This window comes from Sporocytophaga myxococcoides, from assembly GCF_000775915.1.
GTDB classification, from domain to species: Bacteria; Bacteroidota; Bacteroidia; order Cytophagales; family Cytophagaceae; genus Sporocytophaga; species Sporocytophaga myxococcoides_A.
On sequence record NZ_BBLT01000011.1, the window covers coordinates 45,546 to 70,659 of the forward strand.

A 25,114-nucleotide genomic window follows, 5' to 3' on the forward strand; every position below is an offset into this window, starting at 1 on the left:
TTATATAGGTAACGGTATAATGAAAATTGCTATTTCTGTCAATTCTAGCTGGAACATTTTCAATTTCCGATTGGGACTTGCCAGACATTTAATGAATTGCGGATTTGAAGTATATGCAATTTCTCCGGAAGATGAATTTTCTCCAGAACTTATCAGTGCAGGCCTTGGATATTTTCCAGTCAACGTTCAGAGCAAAGGCAGCAGCATGTTCCATGACATCCGATACATGCTGAAGCTCAGGTCAATCTATAGAAGAATTAAACCTGATCTCATCTTACACTATACGATTAAGCCCAATATTTATGGAACCCTAGCTGCTGCAAGCCTTGGAATTCCTGTGATTAATAATGTATCCGGGCTTGGAACTGTTTTTTTACATGATAATTTTTCCACAAAAATTGCCAAAGCGCTTTACAGACTGGCATTCAAATTTCCCCAGAAGGTATTTTTTCAGAATGAAGATGATAGAAGCTTATTCGTCAGAAAAAATCTGATTGCTTTCAATAAAACTGCTTTGATCCCCGGATCTGGCGTTGATACAGAAAAATTTCGCCCCAATGAAAGAAAGAGTTTTAAGAAAGGAGATCCTTTTAGGTTTTTGCTTGTTGCAAGGCTGCTCTATGATAAGGGAATTATCGAATACATAAAAGCAATAGAGTTAATCAGGTCAAGAACAGATGCTGTATTTATGCTTGCCGGGAGTCTTGATGAAGAAACAAAGCTTGGAATTCCCGCTTCTCAGCTGGAAGACTGGATAAACAAGGGCTTAATTGAATACAAAGGTTTTGAAAAGAATTCTCTCAAATTGTACCATGAAGCAGATTGTGTAGTCTTGCCAAGTTATAGAGAAGGCACTTCCAAAAGCCTGCTTGAAGCTGCATCGTGTGGAATACCGATAGTTACGACTGATGTGCCAGGTTGCAGGGAAGTTGTTGAAGACGGGATTAATGGATTTTTGTGCAAAGTCAAAGACCCAAAGGACCTGGGAATGAAAATGGAAGCCTTGTACAACTTGCCGGAAGAAGCATATTCAAAAATGTCTATTAAATCGCGGGAAAAAGCTCAAAAGCAATTTGATGAAAAAATAGTTATTAAAACTTATGAAACTTCAATTAGGCAAATTTTAGAAGAGAAAATTGCTCAAAAACTATAATTTAAGAGAAAATAATACATTTCCTCTTTCATTTACCCTTATTTCAAATTTGCAGTTAAAAATAGTTGAAAATCTTTACTAAATTTGATCATATGCACTTTAGAGAATCTTACATTAAAGATCTTTTTGAAATAACTCCAAGAGTATTCAAAGACGACAGGGGTTTCTTTTTTGAATCCTATAATTCAAAAGTTTTTAAAGACAATGGACTAGACCTCACATTCGTTCAGGATAACCAGTCTTATTCTATTCCTGGGGTTGTAAGAGGGCTTCATTTTCAGAATGCACCATATGCTCAGGGCAAACTCGTAAGAGTAATAAAGGGTAAAGTTCTGGATGTTGCTGTAGACCTGAGGAAAGATTCTCCTACATTCGGTAAATATGATACCTTCATCCTGGATGCTGAAAAATGCAATATGGTTTACGTGCCTGAAGGGTTTGCTCATGGATTTTCAGCACTGGAGGAAAGTATTGTTTTCTACAAATGCACTAACTTATACCACAAAGAATCGGAGTCTGGTATCGTCTGGAATGACCCCACTCTGAATATAGACTGGATGGTAAAAAATCCTTTGGTTTCCGACAAGGACCAGATTTTAAAACCGTTAAAAGAATTATTCTCCCTTTCGTCATTATAAAAATTCATGGGAAAATTACTTTCCCATGAATGCGTTCATAGTATGAGTATTCAAAGGCTACTTCTTTATTTTATTTGTATTCAGTTGACATTCGGTCTCTTTTCCTGCAGAATGTTTAACCATAGCAGGATGTTCAAAACAGAAACTGAAATTGTCGTGGACTCAGTAAGGCAAATTCTTAAAGAAGGCACCCCTACTTATCTCATACAAAAGAATGACTTTCTTGAAGTCCAGATACATACCAACGGAGGAGAGCGTCTGGTGGATCCCAATAATGAAATGATGATGAATCAGAATAATTATCAGAACAGATTGGAAAAGCCAAAATATCTTGTCCGCCAGGATGGTAAAGTAAGACTTCCAATGGTTGGAGAAATTTTTCTGGAAGGAAAAACCCTGAGAGAGGCAGATAGTCTTTTAAGTCTTCAATATTCAAAATTTTATGAAGATCCTTTCGTTATTACCAAGTTTGGGAATAAACGCGTAATAGTTCTTGGTCCTCAAGGAGGCAAAGTTATTCCTCTGGAAAATCAGAAATTAAATCTGGTAGAGGTAATTGCTCTTTACGGTGGAATTCTTGAAAACGGAAAAGCCTTTAATATCAGACACATCAGAGGAGATTTAAAAAATCCGGATGTAACAATTGTAGATTTATCAACCATTGAGGGAATGAAAAAGGCAAACCTTCAGGTTGAGCCTAATGATATCGTTTATATTGAACCTGTAAGAAGAGTTTTGAGCGAATCTGCCAGAGAAATTGCTCCGATTATTTCCGTTCTGGGTACTTTAATTACTTTGGTTGTATTAATTACTACCGTCAAATAATTTTAATTCATTACTATGTCTTTATTGGAAGACGAAGATAAAAGGTCTCTAAACGGATCGGGCCAAAGAGTAAGCTTTGCAGATGATAGCGAAGAAGAGGATGATGTATTCGGCGATTTTGATTTTGCCAAACTTCTTGTAATAGCTAATAAAAGTCTTGTATGGGTAATTCTTCTGGTTGTACTAAGTATTACAGGAGCATTTTTATATGTCCGATATACTAAACCTGTATATGAATCCTCTTCCATTCTGAAATTGGACCTAAAAAGTGAGGCCGGTGTACTCGGGCTTAACAAGTTCAATGATGAAAACATGCCTGGAAATAAACTTTCCACTATTTCCGGAGAAATCGAATTCCTTAAATCCCGTTACCTTTATGAAAAGATAGTTGACAGAATGAAAATGAATGTCAGCTATTTCGCTTATGGGAATATTCTCTATGAAGAAAGATATAACAATTCCCCATTTAAGGTTATAGGAGAAATAAAGCACCCTGATTTCCTGGATTTTAAATTTGATATTACCTTTCTCGATAAAGACAAATTTCTTCTTTCTTATAAAAAAAATGACGAAGAAATTAAGTCCGAACACTATTTCGGAGAAAAGATTTCTACAGATAATTACTCATTCACATTATATCCAACTACTTTTTGGTCTACAAACGAGACTGGTGCAAAATATTTCTTTACAATGAACAGTAAAGAAGCCCTCGTCAAAAACCTGATGGATAACGTTTCAGTTTCTATTCTTAATCTGGATGCCAATACAATTCTCCTTTCGTATAAAAATCACAACTATTCAAAGGCTACAGACATTGTCAATACCATTGACTCTGTATATCTGGAACAGACACTCGAAAATAAATCAAAGTCTCACGAACAGACCATCAAATTCCTTGAAGCATCTCTGCTTAAAACAGAAGAGAATCTTGCAAAAGCAGAGAAAGACCTGGAAACATTCGTTAGAAACAACAGGACAGTTGATGTAAAACAAGACTTTGGTAAAAGTGGCATTAAGATCGAGGAGCTGGAAAAGGAAAAGCAGGTGCTGAAATCAAGAATTTCAATGCTTGGCGAATTAAAAGACCTAATTCTTGGTGATCAGGAAGTTAATAGTTTCATCCCAGCCCTTAGCCAGGTTGAAAACCCGCAGTTATCTGCAGCAATCAATAGCCTGAATACGTTGCAGGAAGAAAGAAACAGGCTTCTTAATTCTCAAAGAGAAAATACGCTTGTGGTAAAAACCAAGAACAAGTCTATTGAGCGTATAAAAGAAAATGTCCTGGAGCTGATAGATATCAACAAAAGAATTCTGCATCAGCAAACTGCTGAAATCAACGCCAAAATGGTGCAACTGGAGCAGGAAGTATTAAGCCTTCCGTCTAAAGAGACAGAATTTACCAGGCTTAAACGTTTTTATTCCATTTATGAGAAATTCTACCTTCTTCTGATGGAGAAAGAAGCGGAATTCGGAATCGCCAAAGCCGGTACTATTCCTAATTTTGTAATACTTTCTCCTGCTTTGAACAATCCGAATCCTATTTATCCGAAGAAAATATTCATATACATCAGTGGGCTTGGTATAGGCATCTTCCTTGGAATATCTCTCATTGCGATCAGATACCTTCTCAATGATACAATTTCTACTCAGAAAGAGCTGGAGCGCTCCTTGCATGCAAGTATGCTTGGTGGTATTCCTGAATACAGCAAAGAAAAAATGGAAGTATCTAAACTTGTTGTCGATAAGAATCCGAAATCAGCAATAAGCGAGGCCCTCCGATCCATAAGGACGAATCTGGAGTTTATTTGTCCTAATAAAAAGAAAAAACTGATAGCAGTAACCTCTACTGTCAGCGGTGAAGGGAAAACATTCGTAGCATCAAATCTCAGCGGAGTTATAGCACTGTCAAATCAAAAGGTAATACTCCTGGATCTTGATATGCGTAAGCCAAAGGTACACCTTGCTTTTGAGAAAGAGAATTTTAAAGGCATGAGTACAGTCCTTATTGGTAAGCACACCCTTGAAGAATGCATTCAGTCGACAAGTATCTCCAATCTGTCATTCATTTCTGCAGGACCAACACCTCCTAACCCTTCAGAATTGATACTGAGAGAGGAGTTTGACATGTTAATCAAGCGCCTTTTTGAAATCTACGATGTAGTCGTGATTGATACACCTCCTGTGGGCCTTGTTACTGACGGTATACTTATACTTCGGAAAGCGGATATTCCTTTATACGTAGTGCGCACTGATTATTCGAAGAAAAGTGCAAAACGTAACATTAACAAACTGGTGAAAACCATCCCAAAACTTTGTGTATTAATGAATGCATTGAAAGCGATCAATACTTATGGCTATGGTGGCTATGGCTATGGTTATGGATATGGTTATTATGAAGGGGAGACTGAGAAGGAATCAATTATTTCGAAAATAAAAAGTCTCGCAGGAGTTAAAGCATGATGTTTGGCCTTTTTAAGAAAAAAGATAAAGCTACAGTAGCAGAAGAGCCATTATTCGTGGATATGCACTCTCACGTCCTTCCCGGTATTGACGATGGAGCGGACTCTACTGAAGATGCTCTCGAACTGCTTAAAGCTTTTGAGCAATTCGGATACAAAAAACTGATTGCTACTCCACATATTATGGGTGATTTTTTCAGAAATACTCCAGAAATCATCACCGAAAAACTTCAAGTACTTCAATGTCTTATTAAAGATAATAACTTATCTATAAAATTAGAGGCGGCCGCAGAATACTACCTTGACGAATGGTTTATGGACAAGTTAAGATCAGGAGAAAAATTGCTTACATTCGGCAGCAATTATCTGCTTTTTGAAACTTCATATATCAATGAATCTGCTTTTCTGGACGAAGCTCTGTTCTTAATGAAAAGTCAGGGTTACAAACCTGTTATGGCCCATCCGGAAAGATATACCTACCTTTATTCTGATTTTTCTTTGTTCAGAAAAATTTACGAAAAAGGAGTATTATTTCAGGTAAATATCAATTCGCTAAGCGGTTATTATTCAAAGGCGGCGCAAGTATATGCAAGCAAGCTGATTGACAACTGTATGGTAGATATGCTTGGCTCAGATTGCCACGGTATACGACATATAGATGCAATGAAAAAGGCACGTACTTCAAAGCATTATAAAAAGGCACTTCAACTCAATCTCCTGAACAACTACTTATGATTTTTATAACCGGAGCTACAGGTCTGTTGGGCAGCTTTCTGGCAAAAGAGTTTATCAAAACAGGTCACAAGGTAAAAGCAATGAAAAGGGAATCAAGCTCTTTCCATTTACTTGGAGAAGATGCTCAGAAGATAATCTGGGAAGAGGGGGATCTGTCTGATATAACAGGGCTTGAAAAGATCATCGAAGGAGTAGATACCATTGTTCATTCTGCGGCTCTTGTTTCTTATCAGCCACAAGACAAAGAGCTACTCTTTGAAACAAATGCGAAGGGAACAGCCAACCTTGTAAATGCAGCATTAAACAAAGGAATTTCAAAATTTATTCATATAAGTTCCATAGCGGCGATCGGAAGATCAAAAAATGAAAGTCGGGTTACAGAAGCCACTGTTTGGGAAGACTCTCCTATGAACAGTAGTTATGGCAAAAGTAAATACCTCGCAGAACTTGAAGTGTGGAGGGCATTTGAGGAAGGATTAAACGGATTTATCGTAAATCCTAGCATTATATTAGGCCCGGGAGACTGGAATTCAGGGAGTAGTCAGTTATTTAAGTATGTTTGGAAAAATAATTTGTTTTACTCCGAAAAGGAAATGAATTATATAGATGTACGTGATGTTACCCAAATTGTAATTTGTCTGCACAACAGAAATATTACGGGAGAAAGATTTATTCTGAACGCGGGGACCACATCGTATAAACATTTCTTCGATATGGTAGCTGAAAAGTTTGGTAAGAGAAAACCTCCGTATAAAGTAACTAAATTCATAGGAAATATAGCCTGGAGATTTGAGTATCTTCGCTATAAGCTTACCGGATCAAAGCCTTTGATTACTAAGGAAACAGCCGGTTTGTCAAAAAGTGATGTGATTTACAGCAATGAAAAAATTAAAAACCTGCTCAATTACAGCTTTATTCCCTTTGAAAATACCGTTTCCTGGACCTGCGAGCAACTATTACACAAGGTCGAAAAATAATCAAATCTTATTTCTTCCTTTAAATTTCAATTGTTAAATTGTAGGAATGAGAATCCTTTTGGATTTCTGTCCCATATCATAAAATCAGCTATTTGCACATTTTACATAATTTAGTTATTAATTCAGTTCTATCTCTTAAATGAAAAGGAAATTCAGAAAGAACCAACAGGGAAAAGACCTGATTCGGAAGTTTGAAGAGATGCTGAAAAACGGCGAAAGTATCTTTTTTGATATTAGTGCCTATGAGTACATTATTCAACACTATACGGAAGTCGGGAAATACAAAAAAGCGCTGTCGGCATGCCAGATCGCGATTACTCAATTCCCTTTTTCTGTTGAACTTCTTGTTGCCAAGGCTGAGCTGCTTGCCAAAAAGCAGGATTTTAATGAAGCCTTGGAGCATATTGAAAAAGCAGAATTGTTTCAACCTAACGATTCAGATATCATATTCCTGAAAGCCAACATTCTTATTCAGCAGGAAAGGTTTGAAGATGCAATTGAATTACTTCAGCACGCACTCGATATAATTGAGGAAAAAGATGATATGTATTATGGCCTTGGTCTTGCCTATCAGGAATGGGGAAAAATGGACATTGCCATAGAATTTTTCAGGAAAGCCATCGAGGAAAACCAACACCATGAAGAAGCTCTTTATGACCTGGCGTTCTGCCTGGATCATACTGGCAAGCTTGAAGACAGTTTGTCTTTTTATGAGAAATTCATAAACCAGGACCCTTACTCTTATTTTGCCTGGTACAACATGGGTATTGTCTATTTCAAATTAACCGATTATGAAAAAGCAATTCATGCTTATGAATTTTCTTTGGCTATTAATGACAATTTTGCTTCTGCGTGGTTTAACATGGGGAATTGCTATGTCCAGATGGAACAGCCAGAGCGTGGACTTGAATGCTATAATAGAACACTCGAACTTGAAGATCCGGATCCGGAAACCTATTTAAGTATTGCCACTTGTTATGAAAAACTTAACAAACCTGGCCAGGCAATAGAATTTTACAGAAAAGCATCAAAACTGGATTGTTTTTGCAGTGAGGCCTGGTACGGTTTAGGAAAATGTCTGGACAGTCAGGAAAAATCATATGAGGCGATCCATTTTTTTAAAAAAGCCATAAAGTTAGAAAAAGAAAACCCTGATTATTGGTCTGGTCTTGCCAAAGCAGAATATAAAACAGGAAATATAGTGTCCTGCCTGGAAGCTTACGAAGAAGCATGTTTCCTGCGTCCGGACGACCCGGAGCTCTGGCTGAACTGGTCATTTATTCACTACGAGCAGGGAGATAATCCGAAAGCTATTGAATTGATTAAAAATGGTATAGAAGAGATTCCGGAAGAAGCATTATTGTACTATAGAGCAGCCGCTTATTTAATTAATGCAGGTAATTACAAAGAAGCCTTTAATTATTTAGAAAATGGTTTAATTTTGAACTTTGAAAAACATATTGTCCTCTATGAGTTTTTCCCAAAACTGGAAACTCAAAAGGCGCTGTATAAAATCATTGATCAGTATAGAAAAGAAGATGTATAACAATTTTGTGCTTTCCAAGATCCCTGAGAGGACTAAAAAACCGAGAGAATACGGCTTTACAATGGTAATGGATAAAGGTCTAAGTATCAGGGAAACGGAAGATTTGATTGAAGTCGCAGGGAATTATATCGACATCATTAAGCTTGGCTGGGCAACCTCTTACGTTACTCCAAATCTTAAAGATAAACTTGACATTTATAAGTCAGCAGGCATACCGGTATATTTCGGCGGCACTCTTTTCGAAGCTTTTATTGTAAGAAATCAATTTGAGGATTACATAAGAATTCTGGACAAATACAATATGACTTTTGCTGAAGTCTCCGACGGAAGCATTGAACTAAATCATGATGTTAAATGTCAGTATATCAATCGTCTTTCACAGCAAGTAACTGTATTATCTGAGGTAGGATCAAAAGACGTTGAAAAAATTATTCCACCATACAAGTGGATTCAATTGATGCAGGCTGAACTTGATGCAGGTGCCTGGAAAGTAATCGGAGAAGCCAGAGAAGGGGGAAATGTTGGACTTTTCCGTTCCACTGGGGAGGTTAGATCAGGTCTTGTAGAAGAAATTTTAACTAAAATTCCTTTTGAAAAAATAATCTGGGAAGCCCCTCAGAGAGAACAACAAGTTTGGTTTATCAAACTTCTGAGTTCAAATGTTAATCTCGGAAATATTTCTCCAAATGAAGTTATTCCATTAGAAACACTTCGTTTGGGACTCAGAAGTGATACATTTGATTATTTTCTAAATAAACTTTAAAAATGACGGACTTAATAAAGGGCTTTATTGACCTATTCCTACACCTCGATCAGCATTTAAGCCAAATCATTACTGATTATGGATTTTGGACTTATTTGATTTTATTCATGATCATTTTTGTGGAAACTGGCCTTGTAATTATGCCTTTTCTGCCGGGTGATTCACTGCTATTTGCAGCAGGAACCTTTGCTGCTTTGGGCAGTCTGAATCTTTGGTTGTTAATTTTTCTTTTGTTTATTGCAGCATTTCTTGGCGATACACTGAATTACTTCATTGGCAATTTTATTGGTCCGAAAGTCTTTAGTAAAGATTATCGTTTGCTAAAAAAGGAACATCTTATTAAAACGCAGCAGTTCTATGAAAAACATGGTGGAAAAACCATCATTTTTGCCCGTTTTATGCCTATTATCAGAACCTTTGCACCATTTATAGCAGGTGTAGGTACCATGAACTATAGGAAATTCCTTAGTTATAATATTATCGGAGGCATTTTATGGATAGCAGGATTTACCCTGCTTGGGTATTTATTTGGAAATATTCCAGCTGTTAAAAAGAATTTTACTCTTGTAATCTTTGGAATAATTCTTTTATCTATGACACCTCCACTTATAGAATATTTAAGGAGCAAGTTTCAGAAAAAAACTGTAGCTTAATGAATGTATATGGATTAATTGGGTTTCCGCTTACCCATTCTTTTTCCAAACGCTATTTTACTGAAAAGTTTGAAAAAGAAGGAATACAAAATTGTAAATACGAACTATTTGAAATAAGGGAAGCCACTGAGCTTCCCTCTGTTATTTCATCCCAGCCTCAACTTAAAGGCCTTAATGTAACTATTCCTCATAAAGAGGCGGTGATAGAGATGTTAGATGAACTGGATCCTGCTGCAGAAAAAATCGGCGCTGTTAATGTCATCAAAGTAATAGAAGGAAATAAGCTTAAAGGGTATAACTCCGATTACTACGGATTTAAAAATTCACTTATTAAATTTCTTGGAGACGAAGATCTGAAATCTCTTAAAGCATTGATTCTTGGAACTGGGGGCGCTGCTAAAGCTGTGATAGCTGCATTGGACGACCTTGCTATTCCTTTTAAAATGGTTTCCAGGTCCGGAAGTCAATATCTTTTCAGCTATGAGGATGTGAATGCTGAGGTGCTTGCAGAATACAGACTTATTATTAATACATCTCCTCTTGGCATGTATCCAAAAGTCGATACCTGTCCCGCAATCCCTTACGAATTTATTACAGAAAAACATTACTTGTTTGACCTTGTTTACAACCCCGAAGAAACCCTTTTTATGAAAAAGGGAAGTAGGCTGGGGGCTAGAACAAAAAACGGTCTTGAAATGCTGCATCTCCAGGCTGAAAAAGCCTGGGAAATATGGAACAGTTAGCAACTCGCTTATGTTACCGAGGTTGTGACAATGTTTTTATAACCTATACCAAAAGGAGCTCAATTGTTTAACATAACATCACATTACAGGCCAACTGGCGATCAGCCTAAGGCAATTGCAAAACTTGTAGACGGAGTCAACAAAGGTGAACCTGCTCAGACTTTGCTTGGAGTTACTGGTTCAGGGAAAACGTTTACCATAGCTAATGTTATTCAGGAAGTGCAAAAACCTACCCTGATCCTGAGCCACAATAAAACCCTGGCAGCTCAGCTTTATGGTGAGTTCAAACATTTTTTTCCTGATAACCTGGTCGAATATTTCATCAGTTATTACGACTACTACCAACCGGAAGCTTATATCGCTTCATCTAATTTGTATATAGAAAAAGATCTCTCGATAAATGAAGAGATTGAAAAGCTCAGGCTTGCCGCCACTTCGGCTCTCATGAGCGGACGAAGAGATATCATTGTAGTAGCCTCGGTTTCTTGTATCTATGGTATCGGAAATCCTGAAGAGTTTGGCAAAAATATCGTAACAGTGGTACAAGGCGAAAAAGTCTCCAGGAATAAGCTTCTTTACGCTTTTGTAGAGATTCTTTATAACAGAACTACTGCAGAATTTAAACGCGGTACTTTTCGTGTTACAGGAGATACAGTAGATGTGTTTCCTGCCTATGCCGACTTTGCCTATAGAATTATTTTCTGGGGCGATGAGATTGAAGCTATTCAGAGAATTGATCCTCATTCAGGAAAAAAATTAAATGATGAGAAGTTTTTTAACCTTTACCCGGCAAACCTTTTTGTCACCGGTAAAGACGCTTTAAAATTAGCCATAAGCGAAATCCAGGATGATCTGGTAAAGCAGGTGAAGTTATTTGAATTTGAGCAACGCCATCTGGAAGCCAAAAGAATACAGGAGCGTACCGAGTTTGATATGGAGATGATGAGAGAAATTGGTTATTGTTCAGGTATAGAAAACTACTCAAGGTATTTTGACAGAAGAAATCCGGGAGACAGGCCATTCTGCCTGCTGGATTATTTCCCTTCCGACTTCCTGATGGTTATAGATGAAAGCCATGTAACAGTTCCCCAGATCAGAGCCATGTGGGGAGGCGACCGTTCCAGAAAGGTAAACCTTGTTGATTATGGTTTTCGGCTGCCTTCTGCGCTTGATAACAGGCCGCTTACTTTTAATGAATTTGAAAATATGGCTCCTCAAACTATTTATGTAAGTGCAACCCCTGCTGACTATGAACTGAGAAAATGTGACGGAGTCGTAATAGAACAGATTATCAGGCCGACTGGACTGCTTGACCCGCTTATTGAGGTAAGGCCAAGCGGTAACCAGATTGATGACCTTCTGGACGAAATTCATGAACGGGTGAAAGCCAATGACAGAGTGCTTGTAACCACTCTTACGAAAAGAATGGCCGAAGAACTTACCAAGTTCCTGTCAAAGGTAAATGTTAAATGTCGTTATATTCATTCTGAAGTAAAAACACTGGACAGAGTAGAAATATTGAGAGAACTACGCCTGGGGGTTTTTGACGTGCTGGTCGGTGTCAACCTTTTAAGAGAAGGTCTGGATTTACCTGAGGTCTCTCTGGTAGCCATTATGGATGCAGATAAAGAAGGTTTCCTGAGAAACCAGAGGTCTCTTATACAAACCATTGGCAGGGCAGCGCGAAACGAGAATGGTAAAGTGATTATGTATGCCGACAAAATCACTGATTCTATGAGGATTTCAATAGAAGAAACCAACCGTAGACGGGCAATCCAAATGGAGTATAATAAGCAGCATAATATTACGCCAAAGACTGTATTAAAAAGCCGTGAAGAAATTCTCGGTCAGACCAAGGTTGCGGATTCCAGAAAAGAAACGAGAACATACTATGTTCAGGAAGAACATAAAGATCTGGCAGCAGACCCTGTATTGCAATATTTGAGCAAACCTGAGTTGGAAAAGATGATTCAGAGAACACAGAAAGAAATGGAAAAAGCGGCCAAAGAAATGGATTTTATGGAAGCTGCCCGTTTACGCGATGAGTTGTTTGAGTTAAAAAAACTTGCGGAAAAGAATGATTCAGGGAGTGTAGAAAATGAAGACAAGAAAAGCAGCGAGACCGTGAAAAAATCAAAAAAATCAAAATAGAAATTTTCCGAATTACAAGAAAGTTTTAAATACTCAAACCTAATCTAAAAAGTATTGAAATTGATATAATTAAAAAAGCCTTGGTCTAACCAAGGCTTTTTTTGAATGTCTTTTTTTGACCGCGATCACTAATTAGTGAGCAGGAGCAGTAGCATTAGTGTCTACTGGAGCAGTAGCATTAGTGTCTACTGGAGCAACTGGAGCCTCTTCAACGTGAGCAGTGTCAACAGTTTCAGCAGTAGAAGCTTCTTCTGCTTTTTTCTCAGAGCAAGAAGCGAATGATAATGTACCAGCTACGAATAATAACGCAAATAATTTTCTCATAGTAATTAAAACTTTTTTAATTTAGATTTAAGATGCAAATATATAGATATTTTTAAATCGCAAAAGGAAAAATGGGATTTTTTTGGAAAAAAAATATGTTAGCATCTATGCAATAAATTAATCCTCCAATAATTTTTTCAACTTCTTTTTAGCCTTTTTCCCTGCCTTCTCTCCCTCTTTTGAGGTCTCTTCAGCAGCTTCGCCGGTAGCCTCAACAGCTTCTTCGGATTTTTCTTTCAGTTTATCAAGCGCTTTCTCAGATTTGGATTTTTCCTCGCATGAAGAAATAATCGTAAATGATAGAATGATTAGGCTGCCAAATAAAATCTTTTTCATAAATATTGAAGTTATTTTTTTCTGAATACGATATTAACAGGAACACCCTCGAATCCAAAGTGCTCTCTCAATTTATTTTCCAGAAACTTTGCGTACGGGCCCTTTATGTACTGAGGCAGGTTGCAGAAAAAAGCAAACGTGGGAGAATGTGTCGGCAACTGCGTTATGTATTTGATCTTGATATGCTTGCCCTTCAGTGAAGGTGGAGGGTATCTGTCAATCTCAGGCAACAAAGCTTCATTCAAAGCAGAAGTTGTGACTTTCTTACTTCTGCTTTCATAAACGTCAATTGCTGTTTCTATTGCCTTATGAATTCTCTGTTTATTTAAAACAGACACAAAAATAATCGGAATAAAATCCATACCCGCTAGTTGGGACCTTATGTCATCTTCAAACTTCTTAGCAGTATTGGTATCTTTCTCTATCAAATCCCATTTATTGACCAAAAGGACAATACCCTTACGATTTCTGTTGGCTAAACCAATGATGTTAAGATCCTGCGTTTCCAATCCGTTCTGGGCATCAATGATAACGATACAAACGTCAGAAGCTTCAAGTGCTCTGATAGATCTTAAGACAGAATAAAATTCAATATCTTCTTTTACTCTTGCCTTTTTGCGCAATCCTGCTGTATCTGTAATAATGAACTCCTTATTGAATGCGGTATATTTCGCGTCCACTGCATCTCTTGTGGTACCTGCGATATCCGTTACAATGCTTCTTTGTCTCCCAAGAAGTACGTTAAGAAATGAAGATTTGCCAACATTCGGTCTGCCTATAATCGCTATTCTTGGAACGCCTTCATCAGGATTTTCGATGCCGTCATTTGAAAAATGCTTTACTACTTCATCAAGCAGTTCTCCCGTGCCTGACCCATTCTGAGAGCTAATAGGATATACATCACCAAGACCAAGTGCATAAAACTCACCGGAAAGATTTGCTCTTTCATGAGTGTCTGCTTTATTAGCTACAAGGAAAATCGGCTTTTTCGCTCTTCTTAACTTATGTGCAAACTCTTCATCAAGAGGATGAAGACCTGCAAACGTATCGACAACAAACAGTACCACTGTAGCTTCTTCTAAAGCAACATCAACCTGTTCCTTAATTGCCTCTTCAAAAAGATCATCTGTATTCGCTACATATCCACCTGTATCTACAATGGTAAAAAACTTCCCGATCCATTCTCCATATCCGTAATGCCTGTCTCTTGTGACACCGCTCATGTCGTCCATGATCGCAGTTCTGGTGCCGACGAGACGGTTAAATAGTGTGGATTTTCCCACGTTAGGTCTTCCAACAATTGCTATAATATTAGCCATGCCTTCTTTATATAATTCTTAAATACTTTTACTTTTCTATGATCCGGACATTCCGAATATAATTCTGATTATTGCAGATATCCAAATCTTTTTAACTTATCAGCTTTGGTTCTCCACTCAGGTTCTACTTTTACATGCTGTTCAAGAAAAACCTTTTTAGCAAAAAACTTTTCCATCTCTTCTCTGGCTTGGGTACCCGTCTTTTTCAAAGCTGCACCTTTATGACCAATGATAATTCCCTTCTGACTATCTCTTTCTACAAGGATATCTGCTCTGATGGAGATAAGGTCTTCTTTTTCCTTAAATTCTGAGATAATTACCTCACAGCTGTATGGAACTTCCTTTTTATAATTTAAAAGAATTTTTTCTCTGAGAATTTCTGCAGCAAAAAATCTTTCCGGTCTGTCAGTGAGCTCGTCTTTGCCGTAATAGGGGGGATGTACCGGAAGGTTTTCGAGTATTGTATTGAACAATAATTCCAGGTTAAATTTTTCCAGAGCAGAAACCGGTAATACTTCTTTTGCAGGAAAGACTGTAGCCCAATATGAAAGTTTCTCTTTCAGCTCTTCCTGGCTCTTAATCTGATCCACCTTATTTACAATAACGATAATGGGAAGTCCCATTTTCTTAATCTTTTCAGTGATTTCGAAAACTTCTTCTTCCTTTTCGTATATATCAGTTACAAAAAGAATTATATCAGCATCCTGCAATGAGCCTGTAACAAAGCCCATCATCGCCTTATGCAGTTCATACTGAGGATTAAGGATGCCGGGGGTGTCAGAATATACAATCTGAAAGTCGTCACCATTAAGAATTCCCATGATTCTGTGACGAGTCGTTTGTGCTTTGGATGTAATGATTGAAAGGCGCTCACCAATCAATGCATTCATTAATGTAGACTTACCTACATTTGGTTTCCCGACAATGCTAACAAAACCGGCTTTATGAGATTTGGCTTCAGACATTTTTACTCAGATTTTCTCCAACAAAAGGAAGGGAATTTAAATTATCGGCAAAATCGCGATATAGACAAATTGCTTATTCCGTTGATTATCTTTATCTTTCAATAAATCGTTAAAATTTTATTGAAAAAGATATGCAAAGGTAGTTGATTTAATTAAATAAAGCATTACATTTGCATCCGAATTACAGAAAGAAAGAAGGAAAAAATCCTGAACAATTCTGAGGGATTCCGGGTTAAACTAAAGTTGCCTGAATATAAAAAGCAGAAGGCTTTTAAAGTAGAAGAATCAAAACATTAAAAATATAGCGCGGGATGGAGCAGTTGGTAGCTCGTTGGGCTCATAACCCAAAGGCCGCAGGTTCGAGTCCTGCTCCCGCTACTAAGTAAAGCCTCAGAGAGTAATCTTTGAGGCTTTTTTGTTTTTGCTAAAAGAATTTCATTGAAGATTTTACGGAATAATTAATTAGTTAATATTAAGAATTATAACCAATTCAAGCTCGTTGGGCTCATATCCGCCAGCTGACGGACAGAGGTTCGAGTCCTGCTCTCGCTACTAAGTAAGCCTCAGAGAGTAATCTTTGAGGCATTTTTGTATTTGTTTAATTAAACATTTATCAGCTATGTTTTCAACCTACGTTTTACATTCTCCATCTTCAGATAGAATCTATATTGGGTACACCTCTGATTTGGAGAAAAGATTACTTTCACATAACCACCTTGCCTCTAAAGGTTTGACAATAAAATCCGGCCTTGGATTTTGATCTATTCAGAAACTTTTGCAGATAAAGCACAGGCGATGAAAAGAGAAAAGGAGTTGAAGTCATACCAAGGACGAGTTTTTATTAGATCTTTATTGAATCTCAATAATTAAAGGGCGCTCATTAAGTTCATATCCGCCAGCTGGCGGAAGCAGGTTCGAGTCCTGCTCCCGCTACTAAATAAAGCCTTGATGGAAACTTTGAGGCTATTTTGTTTAATTAAAAGAAATTAATTAGTCAACCGATATTATAAATTTTTGTATCAAAGATTGGACTCGCTAAAGCAATGTTTCCCCAGAATCCCTTCTTACCTTTAGTATCATACTCAGAAGTAGTAGAAGAATTCTCGCAATAAGGTTGTCTATCTATTATGATTGAGTAGTTTGCTTTCGATCTCATTTATCAATCAATTCATTTTAGGAAGTATAAGTAGTGCTGGTGCCTCCGGTAACATCATAAACGGCACCTGTAATCTTTCGTGCAGCGTCTGAAGTTAAAAATACAACCACCGGAGCTACGTCATCAGGCGAAAGCCATGGTAAATGAAGGACGTCCCGTTCTGCTAATGTTTTAGACACAAATTCTTCAGTAAGTTTCGTGTTTTCAAACCCAGCACCCATAGCTTCTCTCCATCTTCTCTCATTCCTGGTCATTGCAGTATCGATCAAACCTGGTACTACTATGTTAACCGTTATATTGTGCCCACCTAAGTCTATGGCAGCAGATTTACCTAATCCTACGAGTGCCCATTTTGACGAGGAATAAGCAGCTCCATGTCTAAGTCCCCGCATACCTTGCGTTGAAGAAACGATAACTATTGATCCACCTCCTTGTTGAATAAGATAAGGCGTGAAAACCCGCATGGTATAGGCTGTTCCTAATACATTGTTTTCAATGGTATCTTGCCAATGCCTTTGCTCTGTTAACTCAAAAGGCTTAAACAACTGAACACCTGCGACCGCCGCTACAATATCTATCCTTCCTTTCCATGCCAGAGCCTGTTTGGCAGTGTCTTCCATCTGCTGATAATTTCTTACATCGCTTTTTGCAAAATAAAAAGCACTTCCTAGGGCTTCCACCTGGCGTTTTGTTTCTGTCAAATCATTTTCAGTAGAGTGAGGGTACTCCGCAAGCGGACTGGCTTCTGCGAGAATGTCAATTCCAAAAATATCTATACCCTCTTTCGCCAAAGCAACACATACGCTACGTCCAATTCCCCTTGCTGCTCCAGTAACTACAGCTACTTTCCGAACCTTTTTTTTCTTCTCTTTAGGTTCGTGCTCATTGGTTTGTGGAACGATATTCATTGAGGAAGGAATATCTTCACTGCAGGAAGTGAAGTAAATAACTGCTGCCTGGTTAATAAAGTTCCGGCGAGAATCCTGACCAATTGCGGTATTAAATGCCATTATATTATTATTTGAAGGTATTTGTTTTAGTTAAGAACAATCGACGATAAACTGCTATTGTGATTATTTGTTCAATAAAACAGAGACCGTATTCTTGAATATTTATTAATTCAAATGAGGTTGTTATTTTTTCAATCAAAGACTTAACAGGTCTCCATCTAACCATTTTTACTAACTCAAATTTGTATTGACATCAATCTATAACTCCTCATTAAGAAGATTCATAGTATGGATTTAAATCTGGTAAATCAGTCTGTTTATTACTGTTTATTGGCGCGCTTCCAGATTAAAGTTGAATTGACCAGTTTACCGCCAGAAGTGATAGGTGTTGCAGTGCCGAGATGTAACATATCGCCATCAATTTTTATAAGTCGGGCTGAGTCTGTTCTGTCCAGTTAGGAAATAGGGAAATAAACATTGAGTATGTAAGCGTTTGTTTCTCTTCATCCACTTGAAATGGACCTGTATAGGCGATTAAGTAGATGTTTCCTGTTTGTACTCTGCATCAGTTATGTCAAACCAGTCACCTGAAGCAAAATTATTCCGCTCCGGGTGCATCAATTGCTCCGACATGAAACCATCTGGCGTATACATGATGATGCCATCGGTTTTTCACTCATTGGGTAAAACAGTGCTGATCCATCAACTGGATTTTCTGCATAGGATATGAGTTTCCAGGCTCCAATAAATTTATCTTTTAATGAAGTTGGCATTCAAAATAATTTTCACTGTTTCATGATAGGTATAACTAAGAAGCTTTTTGTGCATCACCGTCTATAGGTATGATTTGTCCAGAAATCATTTTTGCACTGTCAGATGCCAAAAATATAGCTAAAGCTGCAATATCTTTAGGATCTATAAACCCCCTTTAAAGACTGAATAGAAATTGCGTTGTCCTTTTCTTCTTCGATTGTTGTATGGTTAGCAGCTGCCCTTCCTTTCAATACGTTGTCAATCCTCGGACCCGCAACTGCTCCAGGTAAAATAGCATTGGCTCGAATGCCATATTTCCCTAATTCAATAGAAAGGGTCTTGGTAAAGCCTACAATGCCCCATTTTGCTGTAGAATAGGGACTTCTGTTCTTATATCCGAATCTACCGGCAAGGGATGACATATTGATAATAACTCCTGAAGATGATTTTTTAAGATATGGGATAGCCATCCGCGTTACATTAAATGTTCCGGTGAGATCCACCTGCATCACCTTTTCCCAATCATCTGGATTGATTTTCTCCACCGGGGCAGTAGGCCCCGAAATACCGGCGTTATTGACCAATACATCCAGACCACTCATAGCTTCTGCTCCGAATTTTACCATACTTTCAATATCGCCGCGTTTCGACACATCGCATACTCTGGTAATTACTCCGGGCACATGTTGCTCCACTTCTTTCAGTGCAGTTTCGTTAATGTCACAGACAAAGGTTTTTGCCCCGATAGCTGCAAATGCTTTTAGTATTTCCAAACCTATACCTGCGGCACCTGCCGTTACTAAGACTTTTTGATTCATAATATTTTTTATATCATTAAAACGGCTGTTATTATTTCTTCCTATTTATTTCAACCCATTTTGCAAACGCAGCCATAAACTTCTCCAAGAAACCTTTGGTTGAGGCATTGCTAAGGTTTCCATCTTTATCAAACAATGCTTCAACGCCTCCTATGTAAGCTTCTGGTTGCGGCATGGTCGGAACATTAACGAAAACAAGGGATTGACGCAAATGATGATTAGAACCAAATGCTCCCAGATGACCTGGAGTAACACTCACAATGCCCGCCGGTTTTCCATCCCATGAATTTTTTCCGTATGGACGAGAACCTACATCAATGGCATTTTTTAAAACCCCTGGAATAGATCTGTTATATTCAGGCGTTACAAAAAGTAAACCGTTAAAAGTTGCAAGATGTGTGCGCAAATTCACCCACTCTTTAGGAGGGTCGGCTTCCAAATCTTCATTATAAAGAGGTAGGTCCCCAATACTGATAGTCTCCATTTCAAGCATGTCTGGAGCAAGCTTAATCAGGGCGTTGGCTATTTTTTTATTCCAGGATTCTTTGCGTAGGCTGCCTACCAGAACTGCTATTTTAAGTTTTGTCATATTTTTTAGGAATTATAATACTGTAAACCTACATCGATAACCATCTCTAAACCTGTAATAAATGAAGACTCGTCACTTACAAGGAACAGGACAGCATTGGCATTCTCTTCCATTTTAGCACCTCTGTCCATTGGAGTCAGGGCTATAGCGACCTTTTCAAAATGTTCTGCGTCATTGGTGTAGCCGCATAACCAGGATGAACGGAGTTAACCCGAATGTTATCTTTAGCAATTCCACTACCGCGCCCTTGCTCAACATTATTGAATTACCTTTTGATGTAGTATAAGCATTTGCCTTGCATTGCCGGCAAGCTCAGCTATTGAAGAAGAGTTGTGATCAAGCCGTCACCATTGGTCCCCATATAAGGGATAATAGTTTTCATTCCAATAATTTAGGGCCTTCGCTGGCTAATAAATGGGCTTCCACAGTCCCCACACCATTTGCGGCAAAGGTGATAATGGTAACTTTGTTTTCTAACTGTTCATAAATTTATTATGTTTAGATGTTCTTTATTTTTTTGTTCTCTACGTCTTAGCAATTGGAGATATGCTAATTCTGGCCATCTCCGGCTCAAAAAAATCTAAATTTATACTGAACAAAACCTGCAAAATTGTTTCTACGGCTCTCCACGTTGGGGCCCATCAATGGTTTGATTTTTTTGTGAAAAAAAAATTCAAGTGCCATTTATAACGAAGCGATAATATTCTTAATAAAAAACACGTAGAAACAGCAATGATGGACACCCAGCCGCTTGAAATCCATTTAAAGTGATTTCCTAATACTACAATAATACAAGCTACAACTGCTGCTGATGCATAAATCTCTTTTCTCAGAATTACTGGAATACGTTTCAGTAAAACATCACGCAGTAGCCCTCCACCAACGGCAGTAGTTGTTCCCAAAAGAATAGCAACCTCTGCATTTTGGCTATATAAAAGTGCTTTCTGTGCACCAGTTACTGCAAAAATGGATAAGCCTATTGCATCGAAAAACAAAACCGGATGTTTAAGCCGTTGTATAAATGAATATAAAGCAATAGTGATTCCCGATGCCACGGTAGATGTTACCAGGTAATACCAGTTTTTTAGCCCCGCAGGTGGGATGGAGCCGATACAAACATCACGGATAATACCCCCTCCACAGGCCACTATGAATGCGATTGCAATAATTCCAAACAGATCAAGTCCATGTTGTTTTGATGCAGTTGCTCCACTCATAGCAAAAACAAAAGTTCCTTCCAGTTCAAGGATATAAAATAACAATTGCTGTTTGTTCATCTTAATAGGTAGTTAATTCAGCCAAGTTGCTGCGGCAGTCATCATAGCCTGCAAACCAGTTTTTAGTGTTGGATGTATAACCGGCGCAAATTTGGGAGAGTGGTTGCTGGGAATAGAATTCAGCTGATTATTTTTTTTGGCTTCAAGATATGTTTTAGGGTCTGTACCACCCACGAACCAGAATACATAGGGCACTTTCCAGTTTCTTCCGAAAACACTGAAATCTTCGCTGGCGGAAGCTGGCTGTGTTTCGTATGCTCTGGTACCAAATTGTGCATGGAAGGCCTCTGCCACTTTTGCCGTTGCGGCGGAATCATTCTCAGTCATCGGATAACTATCTAACGTAGTAAATTCCGGTTCTCTGGGAGCATTGGAGGCAGTGCATTCGGCGCAACAAATCCGTTTTACAGCTGATAGTATTTGATCCCTTACCCCATCATTAAAAGTGCGTATATTCAATTTTAATGTAGCATCTTCGGGAATAATGTTTTCTTTTGTTCCAGCCTGAATTGCACCCACGGTCAGTACTGCATGTTCCACCGGTGCTATCTCTCGGGAAATAATGGTTTGTAAGCGCATGGTAGTTGCAGCGGCCATAATTACAGGATCAATGGAAGTTTGAGGTGAGGAACCATGTGCGCCGCGTCCAAAAAGTTTAACTTTAAGGCTGTTACCAGCAGATAATATTTTTCCGCTACGATAACCAATGGTCCCGGATTCACCCACCATGACATGCTGGCCAAGTATTATATCTGGTTTAGGAAAACGATCCATCATCCCATCATCAATCATGCTTTGTGCACCACGACCTATTTCTTCACCAGGTTGAAAAACGGTCATTAATGTTCCTTCCCATTTATCTTTATGTTCGGAGAATAATCTGGCGATCCCCATTAACCATGTTACATGCAAATCATGTCCACACACGTGTGAAACCCCCACTTCAGTCCCTTCCTCATCTCTTCCCACTTTTGAACTGGCGTATGGTAAACCTGTATCCTCTGCAATTGGAAGCGCATCCATATCTGCACGGAGCATTACTATGGGACCTTCTCCATTCTTCATTATGCCCACTACACCGGTTTTTCCAATGCCCGTTGAAACCTCGAATTGATATTTAGTTAAATAATCTGCTGCAATTTTTGCTGTCCGAACCTCCTGCATTGATAATTCCGGGTTCTGGTGAATATCTTTATATATGTCTTCAAGTTCTGGAAGAAGTTTTTCAATGAAACTATCCATTTTATCATTGAAAGCTTTAATTTTATTGATTTCCATAGTTCTTAAAAAAAAGATATAAATGTTATTTTAGTAATGGACACCGGAAACAGAGATGGAAGTAATATCCACAAATACGAAATAAGTAAGGATACTCAATAAGAAACATTGAGCTCCCATTTATTGATATCACGGCCTGCTGAAGATAAATTTTATCCTATAAGCAAAATATTAAACCTTTTGTTTTGTTTACTTTTACTAGCAATGTAGAGAATTGAATTTGAGTGGGGGAAGTTGCACTATTTTATTGAATGGGTATAATTTTTTAAGCTAATCTTCGATTAAAAGATAAGTGTTGGGTACTGGAAGATTCAACAATGATCAAAAAAAAGATTATCATTCTTCAGAAAAACAAAATTTTCCAGGAGATGGAATTAATACTTCTAAATATGGAAAATGGAGCTTAACTGATAAGCAATTAACTTTAGACTTTGACGATACTGATAGCCGAAAGCCTCGTCCTTATACAAATCCAATATTTTGGGTTAACAATGACCTTTTCTATTTAAAAGGAAGAGAGGGAAAAAATGGACCAATCGTTTACCCCTACTTTCAAAGAGTCAAATAAGTATACTCAAGTATTATTTATCTATCCATGCTAACTGAGTTTATTTTCACTAAATTAAATTTAACATCTTCGACTTATGACCTCCTTTAAACTATTATAACGAAAGTGTACACTATCGCTTTAAGCAAAGGCTTCTGTCATAAAAATCATCTTCATAGAACCTTTCTTCTACTAAGTAAAGCATAAGAGAATATTCTTCAAGGTCTTTGTTTTACTAAAAGAGTTTCTTTGAAGAATTTACGGAAAAATCGGAATTTCTTGCAAATAATTAAGCTATTCCCAAATCAATTGATGCCATCGGTGTAAGCGATGGCATCAAATAGTAAGCCTTTTGAAAAGTATAATAGCTGTATTCCTACTTTACCCATTTCATTAATTATAACTACCTCAATTAAAAGAAGCTCTAAACTCCAGAGGGCTCTGGTTTGTCTTAGCTTTAAACAACTTGCTGAATGATTGTGAATGTTCAAAACCCAATTCATAGGCAATCTCACCGACTGATAAATTTGATGTGGACAGCTTCTCTTTGGCCTTTTCTATTAACTTCTCATGAATATGCTGCTGGGCTGTAAGTCCTGTAATGGATTTTAACAAACTACTTAAATATGTTGGTGAGATACTTAAAGCATCTGCAATGTATTGAACCGTTGGCAAACCCTTTCTGGTTAACTCATCATGGTTAAAATAGTCATTCAACAGATTTTCCAGATTAGCTAATACCTGATGATTATTCTTTTTTCTGGTGATGAATTGTCTTTGATAAAATCTTTCTGAATAATTGAGCAAGGTTTCTATTTGCGATACAATAATATTTTGGCTAAACTTATCGATATTGCTTTGATACTCCTGCTCAATATTACTTACTATACTGTTCAGAATCCCCTCTTCTTTTTCAGACAAAAACAAGGCTTCGTTTACTTCATAGTCAAAATATTCATAACGTTTTATGTTCTTTGCCAATGAAGTATTCCAAAAGAAATCCGGGTGAACCAAAAGCATCCACCCCGATTTGGGCGATGCTATTTCTGCTATAGGTTCTATGCCAAATACCTGGTTCGGCGCGATAAAAAACATTACCCCTTCATCAAAGTCGTAACTCCCCTGGCCATATTTATATTTTGTTCCTACACTGCGTTTGCAAGAGATATGATAAAAATCAAAAACAAAATTTTTAAAGTGTACCTCATTAGAACATTCCACCTTGTTATAATCAATCACGCTGATCAAGGGATGCATCGGTGACGGAAGCCCTTTCATTTTATGAAATTCGGCAATTGATTTTACCCTATGTATTTCAGACTGGATCATTTTCAGAATATCTTTTAATAATATTTACAAAGCCATACCTCCGGACAACTCTATTCTTTGTCCATTCATCCATCCTGCTTCCGGTGTGCATAGAAATGCTACAACACCACCTATGTCTTTTGCTTCGCCAACTCTTCCCAATGCTGTAATACTTGCTATTGCCCTTCTCTTATTTTCATCACTCTTGTTTGAGCCACCTCCAAAATCGGTAGCTATTGCACCAGGAGCAACAACATTAGCAGTAATTCTTCTTGGTCCTAATTCTTTCGCCAGACATTTTGTATACATTTCAATAGCAGCTTTCATGCTGGCATAAGCGGATACGTTAGGAAAGCAAACTCTTGTAAGACCGGATGAAATGTTAATAATGCTTCCTCCATTATTTAACAAAGGCAATAATTTTTGTGTCAGGAAATACACACCTTTAAAATGGATGTTCATCATGGCATCAAAAGCTTCAACTGTTGTATCTTCCACAGAACCGTATATGCCCGTTCCGGCATTATTAATTAAAAAATCAAAATTGGCTTTACCATATTCTGATTGTAAATAATCGGTTAGCTTACTTACAAAAGTACTAAAGTTATTGATGTTACTAGTGTCCAGTTGAAAAGCTATTGACTTTTGTCCTAATGTTTGAATTGCACGCACCACTTCATTAGCTGCCATTTCGTTGCTGTTATAAGTTATTATAACGTCTATTCCCTTTTTGGCAATATTTATAGCCATATCTTTACCCAGGCCGCGACTAGCTCCTGTTACCAATGCAATTTTTTTTGTATTCATATTTTTGCCATTTAATTCTATACAAAATTGCAACCCGGGAAGAA

Annotated in this window: 26 protein-coding genes, 1 tRNA gene and 1 pseudogene; 14 read left to right on the forward strand and 14 right to left on the reverse strand. The window is 37.8% G+C overall.

Annotated elements, in window-relative coordinates:
• The first annotated feature begins 19 nt into the window (after positions 1–19).
• The 11 genes from MYP_RS20925 to uvrB all read left to right on the forward strand — a co-directional run bounded on the left by MYP_RS20925 (position 20) and on the right by uvrB (position 12,643).
• Positions 20–1,153 (forward strand): glycosyltransferase family 4 protein, encoded by a 1,134-nt coding sequence (locus MYP_RS20925; RefSeq protein WP_045467894.1) that lies wholly within the window; start codon positions 20–22, stop codon positions 1,151–1,153.
• Positions 1,154–1,245: 92 nt separating this feature from the next.
• Complete coding sequence (rfbC, locus tag MYP_RS20930; RefSeq protein WP_045467897.1) at positions 1,246–1,791, forward strand: dTDP-4-dehydrorhamnose 3,5-epimerase; 546 nt, start codon at positions 1,246–1,248, stop codon at positions 1,789–1,791.
• A gap of 129 nt (positions 1,792–1,920) precedes the next feature.
• Positions 1,921–2,616: a polysaccharide biosynthesis/export family protein gene (locus MYP_RS20935; protein ID WP_052430410.1), complete on the forward strand. Its 696-nt coding sequence runs from the start codon at positions 1,921–1,923 to the stop codon at positions 2,614–2,616.
• A gap of 15 nt (positions 2,617–2,631) precedes the next feature.
• Complete coding sequence (locus MYP_RS20940; protein WP_045467903.1) at positions 2,632–5,076, forward strand: polysaccharide biosynthesis tyrosine autokinase; 2,445 nt, start codon at positions 2,632–2,634, stop codon at positions 5,074–5,076.
• Positions 5,073–5,810, forward strand: coding sequence for a tyrosine-protein phosphatase (locus tag MYP_RS20945; protein WP_304627172.1), 738 nt, complete (start codon positions 5,073–5,075; stop codon positions 5,808–5,810). Before MYP_RS20940 ends, MYP_RS20945 begins: the two co-directional genes overlap by 4 nt.
• Positions 5,807–6,787, forward strand: a complete 981-nt coding sequence (locus MYP_RS20950) for an SDR family NAD(P)-dependent oxidoreductase (RefSeq protein WP_045467906.1) — start codon at positions 5,807–5,809, stop codon at positions 6,785–6,787. The genes MYP_RS20945 and MYP_RS20950 overlap by 4 nt, the downstream gene beginning before the upstream one ends.
• A 139-nt stretch (positions 6,788–6,926) precedes the next feature.
• Positions 6,927–8,333, forward strand: coding sequence for a tetratricopeptide repeat protein (locus tag MYP_RS20955; protein WP_045467909.1), 1,407 nt, complete (start codon positions 6,927–6,929; stop codon positions 8,331–8,333).
• Entirely contained in the window at positions 8,326–9,096 is a 771-nt protein-coding gene (locus MYP_RS20960) for a phosphosulfolactate synthase (RefSeq protein WP_045467912.1), read from the forward strand. The genes MYP_RS20955 and MYP_RS20960 overlap by 8 nt, the downstream gene beginning before the upstream one ends.
• Positions 9,097–9,098: 2 nt before the next feature.
• Positions 9,099–9,749: a DedA family protein gene (locus tag MYP_RS20965; RefSeq protein ID WP_045467915.1), complete on the forward strand. Its 651-nt coding sequence runs from the start codon at positions 9,099–9,101 to the stop codon at positions 9,747–9,749.
• Positions 9,749–10,492, forward strand: coding sequence for a shikimate dehydrogenase family protein (locus MYP_RS20970; protein WP_045467918.1), 744 nt, complete (start codon positions 9,749–9,751; stop codon positions 10,490–10,492). The genes MYP_RS20965 and MYP_RS20970 overlap by 1 nt, the downstream gene beginning before the upstream one ends.
• A gap of 63 nt (positions 10,493–10,555) precedes the next feature.
• Entirely contained in the window at positions 10,556–12,643 is a 2,088-nt protein-coding gene (uvrB, locus tag MYP_RS20975) for an excinuclease ABC subunit UvrB (protein WP_081990625.1), read from the forward strand.
• 132 nt (positions 12,644–12,775) lie between these two features.
• Here uvrB and MYP_RS20980 read toward each other — a convergent pair whose 3' ends face one another.
• The 4 genes from MYP_RS20980 to era form a co-directional block, all read right to left on the reverse strand.
• Positions 12,776–12,967 (reverse strand): hypothetical protein, encoded by a 192-nt coding sequence (locus MYP_RS20980; protein WP_045467921.1) that lies wholly within the window; start codon positions 12,965–12,967, stop codon positions 12,776–12,778.
• A gap of 117 nt (positions 12,968–13,084) precedes the next feature.
• The gene (locus MYP_RS20985; RefSeq protein WP_045467924.1) at positions 13,085–13,303 is read right to left on the reverse strand and encodes a hypothetical protein; all 219 of its coding nucleotides are present in this window, start codon (positions 13,301–13,303) and stop codon (positions 13,085–13,087) included.
• Positions 13,304–13,314: 11 nt separating this feature from the next.
• Positions 13,315–14,622 (reverse strand): ribosome biogenesis GTPase Der, encoded by a 1,308-nt coding sequence (gene der, locus MYP_RS20990; RefSeq protein WP_045467927.1) that lies wholly within the window; start codon positions 14,620–14,622, stop codon positions 13,315–13,317.
• A 68-nt stretch (positions 14,623–14,690) separates the two neighbouring features.
• On the reverse strand, positions 14,691–15,587 hold the full coding sequence (gene era, locus MYP_RS20995; protein ID WP_045467930.1) for a GTPase Era: 897 nt from the start codon (positions 15,585–15,587) through the stop codon (positions 14,691–14,693).
• A 305-nt stretch (positions 15,588–15,892) separates the two neighbouring features.
• Here era and MYP_RS21000 point away from each other — a divergent pair.
• A tRNA-Met gene (locus MYP_RS21000) sits at positions 15,893–15,965 on the forward strand.
• 241 nt (positions 15,966–16,206) lie between these two features.
• The gene (locus MYP_RS26640; protein ID WP_231570079.1) at positions 16,207–16,347 is read left to right on the forward strand and encodes a GIY-YIG nuclease family protein; all 141 of its coding nucleotides are present in this window, start codon (positions 16,207–16,209) and stop codon (positions 16,345–16,347) included.
• Between the two features lie 413 nt (positions 16,348–16,760).
• On the opposite strand, the gene MYP_RS21005 is transcribed toward MYP_RS26640, so the two are convergent.
• The 8 genes and pseudogenes from MYP_RS21005 to MYP_RS21030 all read right to left on the reverse strand — a co-directional run bounded on the left by MYP_RS21005 (position 16,761) and on the right by MYP_RS21030 (position 22,408).
• Positions 16,761–17,753, reverse strand: coding sequence for an SDR family NAD(P)-dependent oxidoreductase (locus MYP_RS21005; protein ID WP_052430411.1), 993 nt, complete (start codon positions 17,751–17,753; stop codon positions 16,761–16,763).
• A gap of 474 nt (positions 17,754–18,227) precedes the next feature.
• The gene (locus MYP_RS26450) at positions 18,228–18,347 is read right to left on the reverse strand and encodes a lipocalin-like domain-containing protein (protein ID WP_197060150.1); all 120 of its coding nucleotides are present in this window, start codon (positions 18,345–18,347) and stop codon (positions 18,228–18,230) included.
• Between the two features lie 154 nt (positions 18,348–18,501).
• Complete coding sequence (locus tag MYP_RS26965) at positions 18,502–18,576, reverse strand: hypothetical protein (RefSeq protein WP_370568893.1); 75 nt, start codon at positions 18,574–18,576, stop codon at positions 18,502–18,504.
• Positions 18,577–18,601: 25 nt separating this feature from the next.
• On the reverse strand, positions 18,602–19,264 hold the full coding sequence (locus MYP_RS21010) for an SDR family oxidoreductase (RefSeq protein ID WP_197060151.1): 663 nt from the start codon (positions 19,262–19,264) through the stop codon (positions 18,602–18,604).
• A gap of 31 nt (positions 19,265–19,295) precedes the next feature.
• Complete coding sequence (locus tag MYP_RS21015; protein ID WP_045467933.1) at positions 19,296–19,853, reverse strand: NADPH-dependent FMN reductase; 558 nt, start codon at positions 19,851–19,853, stop codon at positions 19,296–19,298.
• Positions 19,854–19,858: 5 nt separating this feature from the next.
• Positions 19,859–20,017: pseudogene (locus MYP_RS25875) on the reverse strand (SDR family oxidoreductase); the annotation flags it as partial.
• Between the two features lie 477 nt (positions 20,018–20,494).
• Positions 20,495–21,130 (reverse strand): trimeric intracellular cation channel family protein, encoded by a 636-nt coding sequence (locus tag MYP_RS21025; protein WP_045467935.1) that lies wholly within the window; start codon positions 21,128–21,130, stop codon positions 20,495–20,497.
• Positions 21,131–21,142: 12 nt separating this feature from the next.
• Entirely contained in the window at positions 21,143–22,408 is a 1,266-nt protein-coding gene (locus MYP_RS21030) for a M20 family metallopeptidase (protein WP_045467938.1), read from the reverse strand.
• A gap of 295 nt (positions 22,409–22,703) precedes the next feature.
• Here MYP_RS21030 and MYP_RS21035 point away from each other — a divergent pair, with 295 nt between their 5' ends.
• A complete protein-coding gene (locus tag MYP_RS21035; protein ID WP_156140771.1) occupies positions 22,704–22,976 on the forward strand; it encodes a hypothetical protein in 273 nt (90 codons plus the stop codon).
• Positions 22,977–23,363: 387 nt separating this feature from the next.
• Here MYP_RS21035 and MYP_RS21040 read toward each other — a convergent pair whose 3' ends face one another.
• The gene (locus tag MYP_RS21040) at positions 23,364–24,284 is read right to left on the reverse strand and encodes a helix-turn-helix domain-containing protein (RefSeq protein ID WP_045467944.1); all 921 of its coding nucleotides are present in this window, start codon (positions 24,282–24,284) and stop codon (positions 23,364–23,366) included.
• Positions 24,285–24,308: 24 nt separating this feature from the next.
• On the reverse strand, positions 24,309–25,070 hold the full coding sequence (locus MYP_RS21045; protein ID WP_045467947.1) for an SDR family oxidoreductase: 762 nt from the start codon (positions 25,068–25,070) through the stop codon (positions 24,309–24,311).
• Positions 25,071–25,114: the final 44 nt, after the last annotated feature.

Bases quoted from the DNA above. Each gene is read 5' to 3' on its own strand.
- MYP_RS20925 (WP_045467894.1), top strand. From the start codon at position 20: ATGAAAATTGCTATTTCTGTCAATTCTAGCTGGAACATTTTCAATTTC.
- rfbC (WP_045467897.1), top strand. From the start codon at position 1,246: ATGCACTTTAGAGAATCTTACATTAAAGATCTTTTTGAAATAACTCCA.
- MYP_RS20935 (WP_052430410.1), top strand. From the start codon at position 1,921: ATGTTCAAAACAGAAACTGAAATTGTCGTGGACTCAGTAAGGCAAATT.
- MYP_RS20940 (WP_045467903.1), top strand. From the start codon at position 2,632: ATGTCTTTATTGGAAGACGAAGATAAAAGGTCTCTAAACGGATCGGGC.
- MYP_RS20945 (WP_304627172.1), top strand. From the start codon at position 5,073: ATGATGTTTGGCCTTTTTAAGAAAAAAGATAAAGCTACAGTAGCAGAA.
- MYP_RS20950 (WP_045467906.1), top strand. From the start codon at position 5,807: ATGATTTTTATAACCGGAGCTACAGGTCTGTTGGGCAGCTTTCTGGCA.
- MYP_RS20955 (WP_045467909.1), top strand. From the start codon at position 6,927: ATGAAAAGGAAATTCAGAAAGAACCAACAGGGAAAAGACCTGATTCGG.
- MYP_RS20960 (WP_045467912.1), top strand. From the start codon at position 8,326: ATGTATAACAATTTTGTGCTTTCCAAGATCCCTGAGAGGACTAAAAAA.
- MYP_RS20965 (WP_045467915.1), top strand. From the start codon at position 9,099: ATGACGGACTTAATAAAGGGCTTTATTGACCTATTCCTACACCTCGAT.
- MYP_RS20970 (WP_045467918.1), top strand. From the start codon at position 9,749: ATGAATGTATATGGATTAATTGGGTTTCCGCTTACCCATTCTTTTTCC.
- MYP_RS20980 (WP_045467921.1), bottom strand. From the start codon at position 12,967: ATGAGAAAATTATTTGCGTTATTATTCGTAGCTGGTACATTATCATTC.
- MYP_RS20985 (WP_045467924.1), bottom strand. From the start codon at position 13,303: ATGAAAAAGATTTTATTTGGCAGCCTAATCATTCTATCATTTACGATT.
- der (WP_045467927.1), bottom strand. From the start codon at position 14,622: ATGGCTAATATTATAGCAATTGTTGGAAGACCTAACGTGGGAAAATCC.
- era (WP_045467930.1), bottom strand. From the start codon at position 15,587: ATGTCTGAAGCCAAATCTCATAAAGCCGGTTTTGTTAGCATTGTCGGG.
- MYP_RS26640 (WP_231570079.1), top strand. From the start codon at position 16,207: ATGTTTTCAACCTACGTTTTACATTCTCCATCTTCAGATAGAATCTAT.
- MYP_RS21005 (WP_052430411.1), bottom strand. From the start codon at position 17,753: ATGGCATTTAATACCGCAATTGGTCAGGATTCTCGCCGGAACTTTATT.
- MYP_RS26450 (WP_197060150.1), bottom strand. From the start codon at position 18,347: ATGTATACGCCAGATGGTTTCATGTCGGAGCAATTGATGCACCCGGAG.
- MYP_RS21010 (WP_197060151.1), bottom strand. From the start codon at position 19,264: ATGAATCAAAAAGTCTTAGTAACGGCAGGTGCCGCAGGTATAGGTTTG.
- MYP_RS21015 (WP_045467933.1), bottom strand. From the start codon at position 19,853: ATGACAAAACTTAAAATAGCAGTTCTGGTAGGCAGCCTACGCAAAGAA.
- MYP_RS21025 (WP_045467935.1), bottom strand. From the start codon at position 21,130: ATGAACAAACAGCAATTGTTATTTTATATCCTTGAACTGGAAGGAACT.
- MYP_RS21030 (WP_045467938.1), bottom strand. From the start codon at position 22,408: ATGGAAATCAATAAAATTAAAGCTTTCAATGATAAAATGGATAGTTTC.
- MYP_RS21040 (WP_045467944.1), bottom strand. From the start codon at position 24,284: ATGATCCAGTCTGAAATACATAGGGTAAAATCAATTGCCGAATTTCAT.
- MYP_RS21045 (WP_045467947.1), bottom strand. From the start codon at position 25,070: ATGAATACAAAAAAAATTGCATTGGTAACAGGAGCTAGTCGCGGCCTG.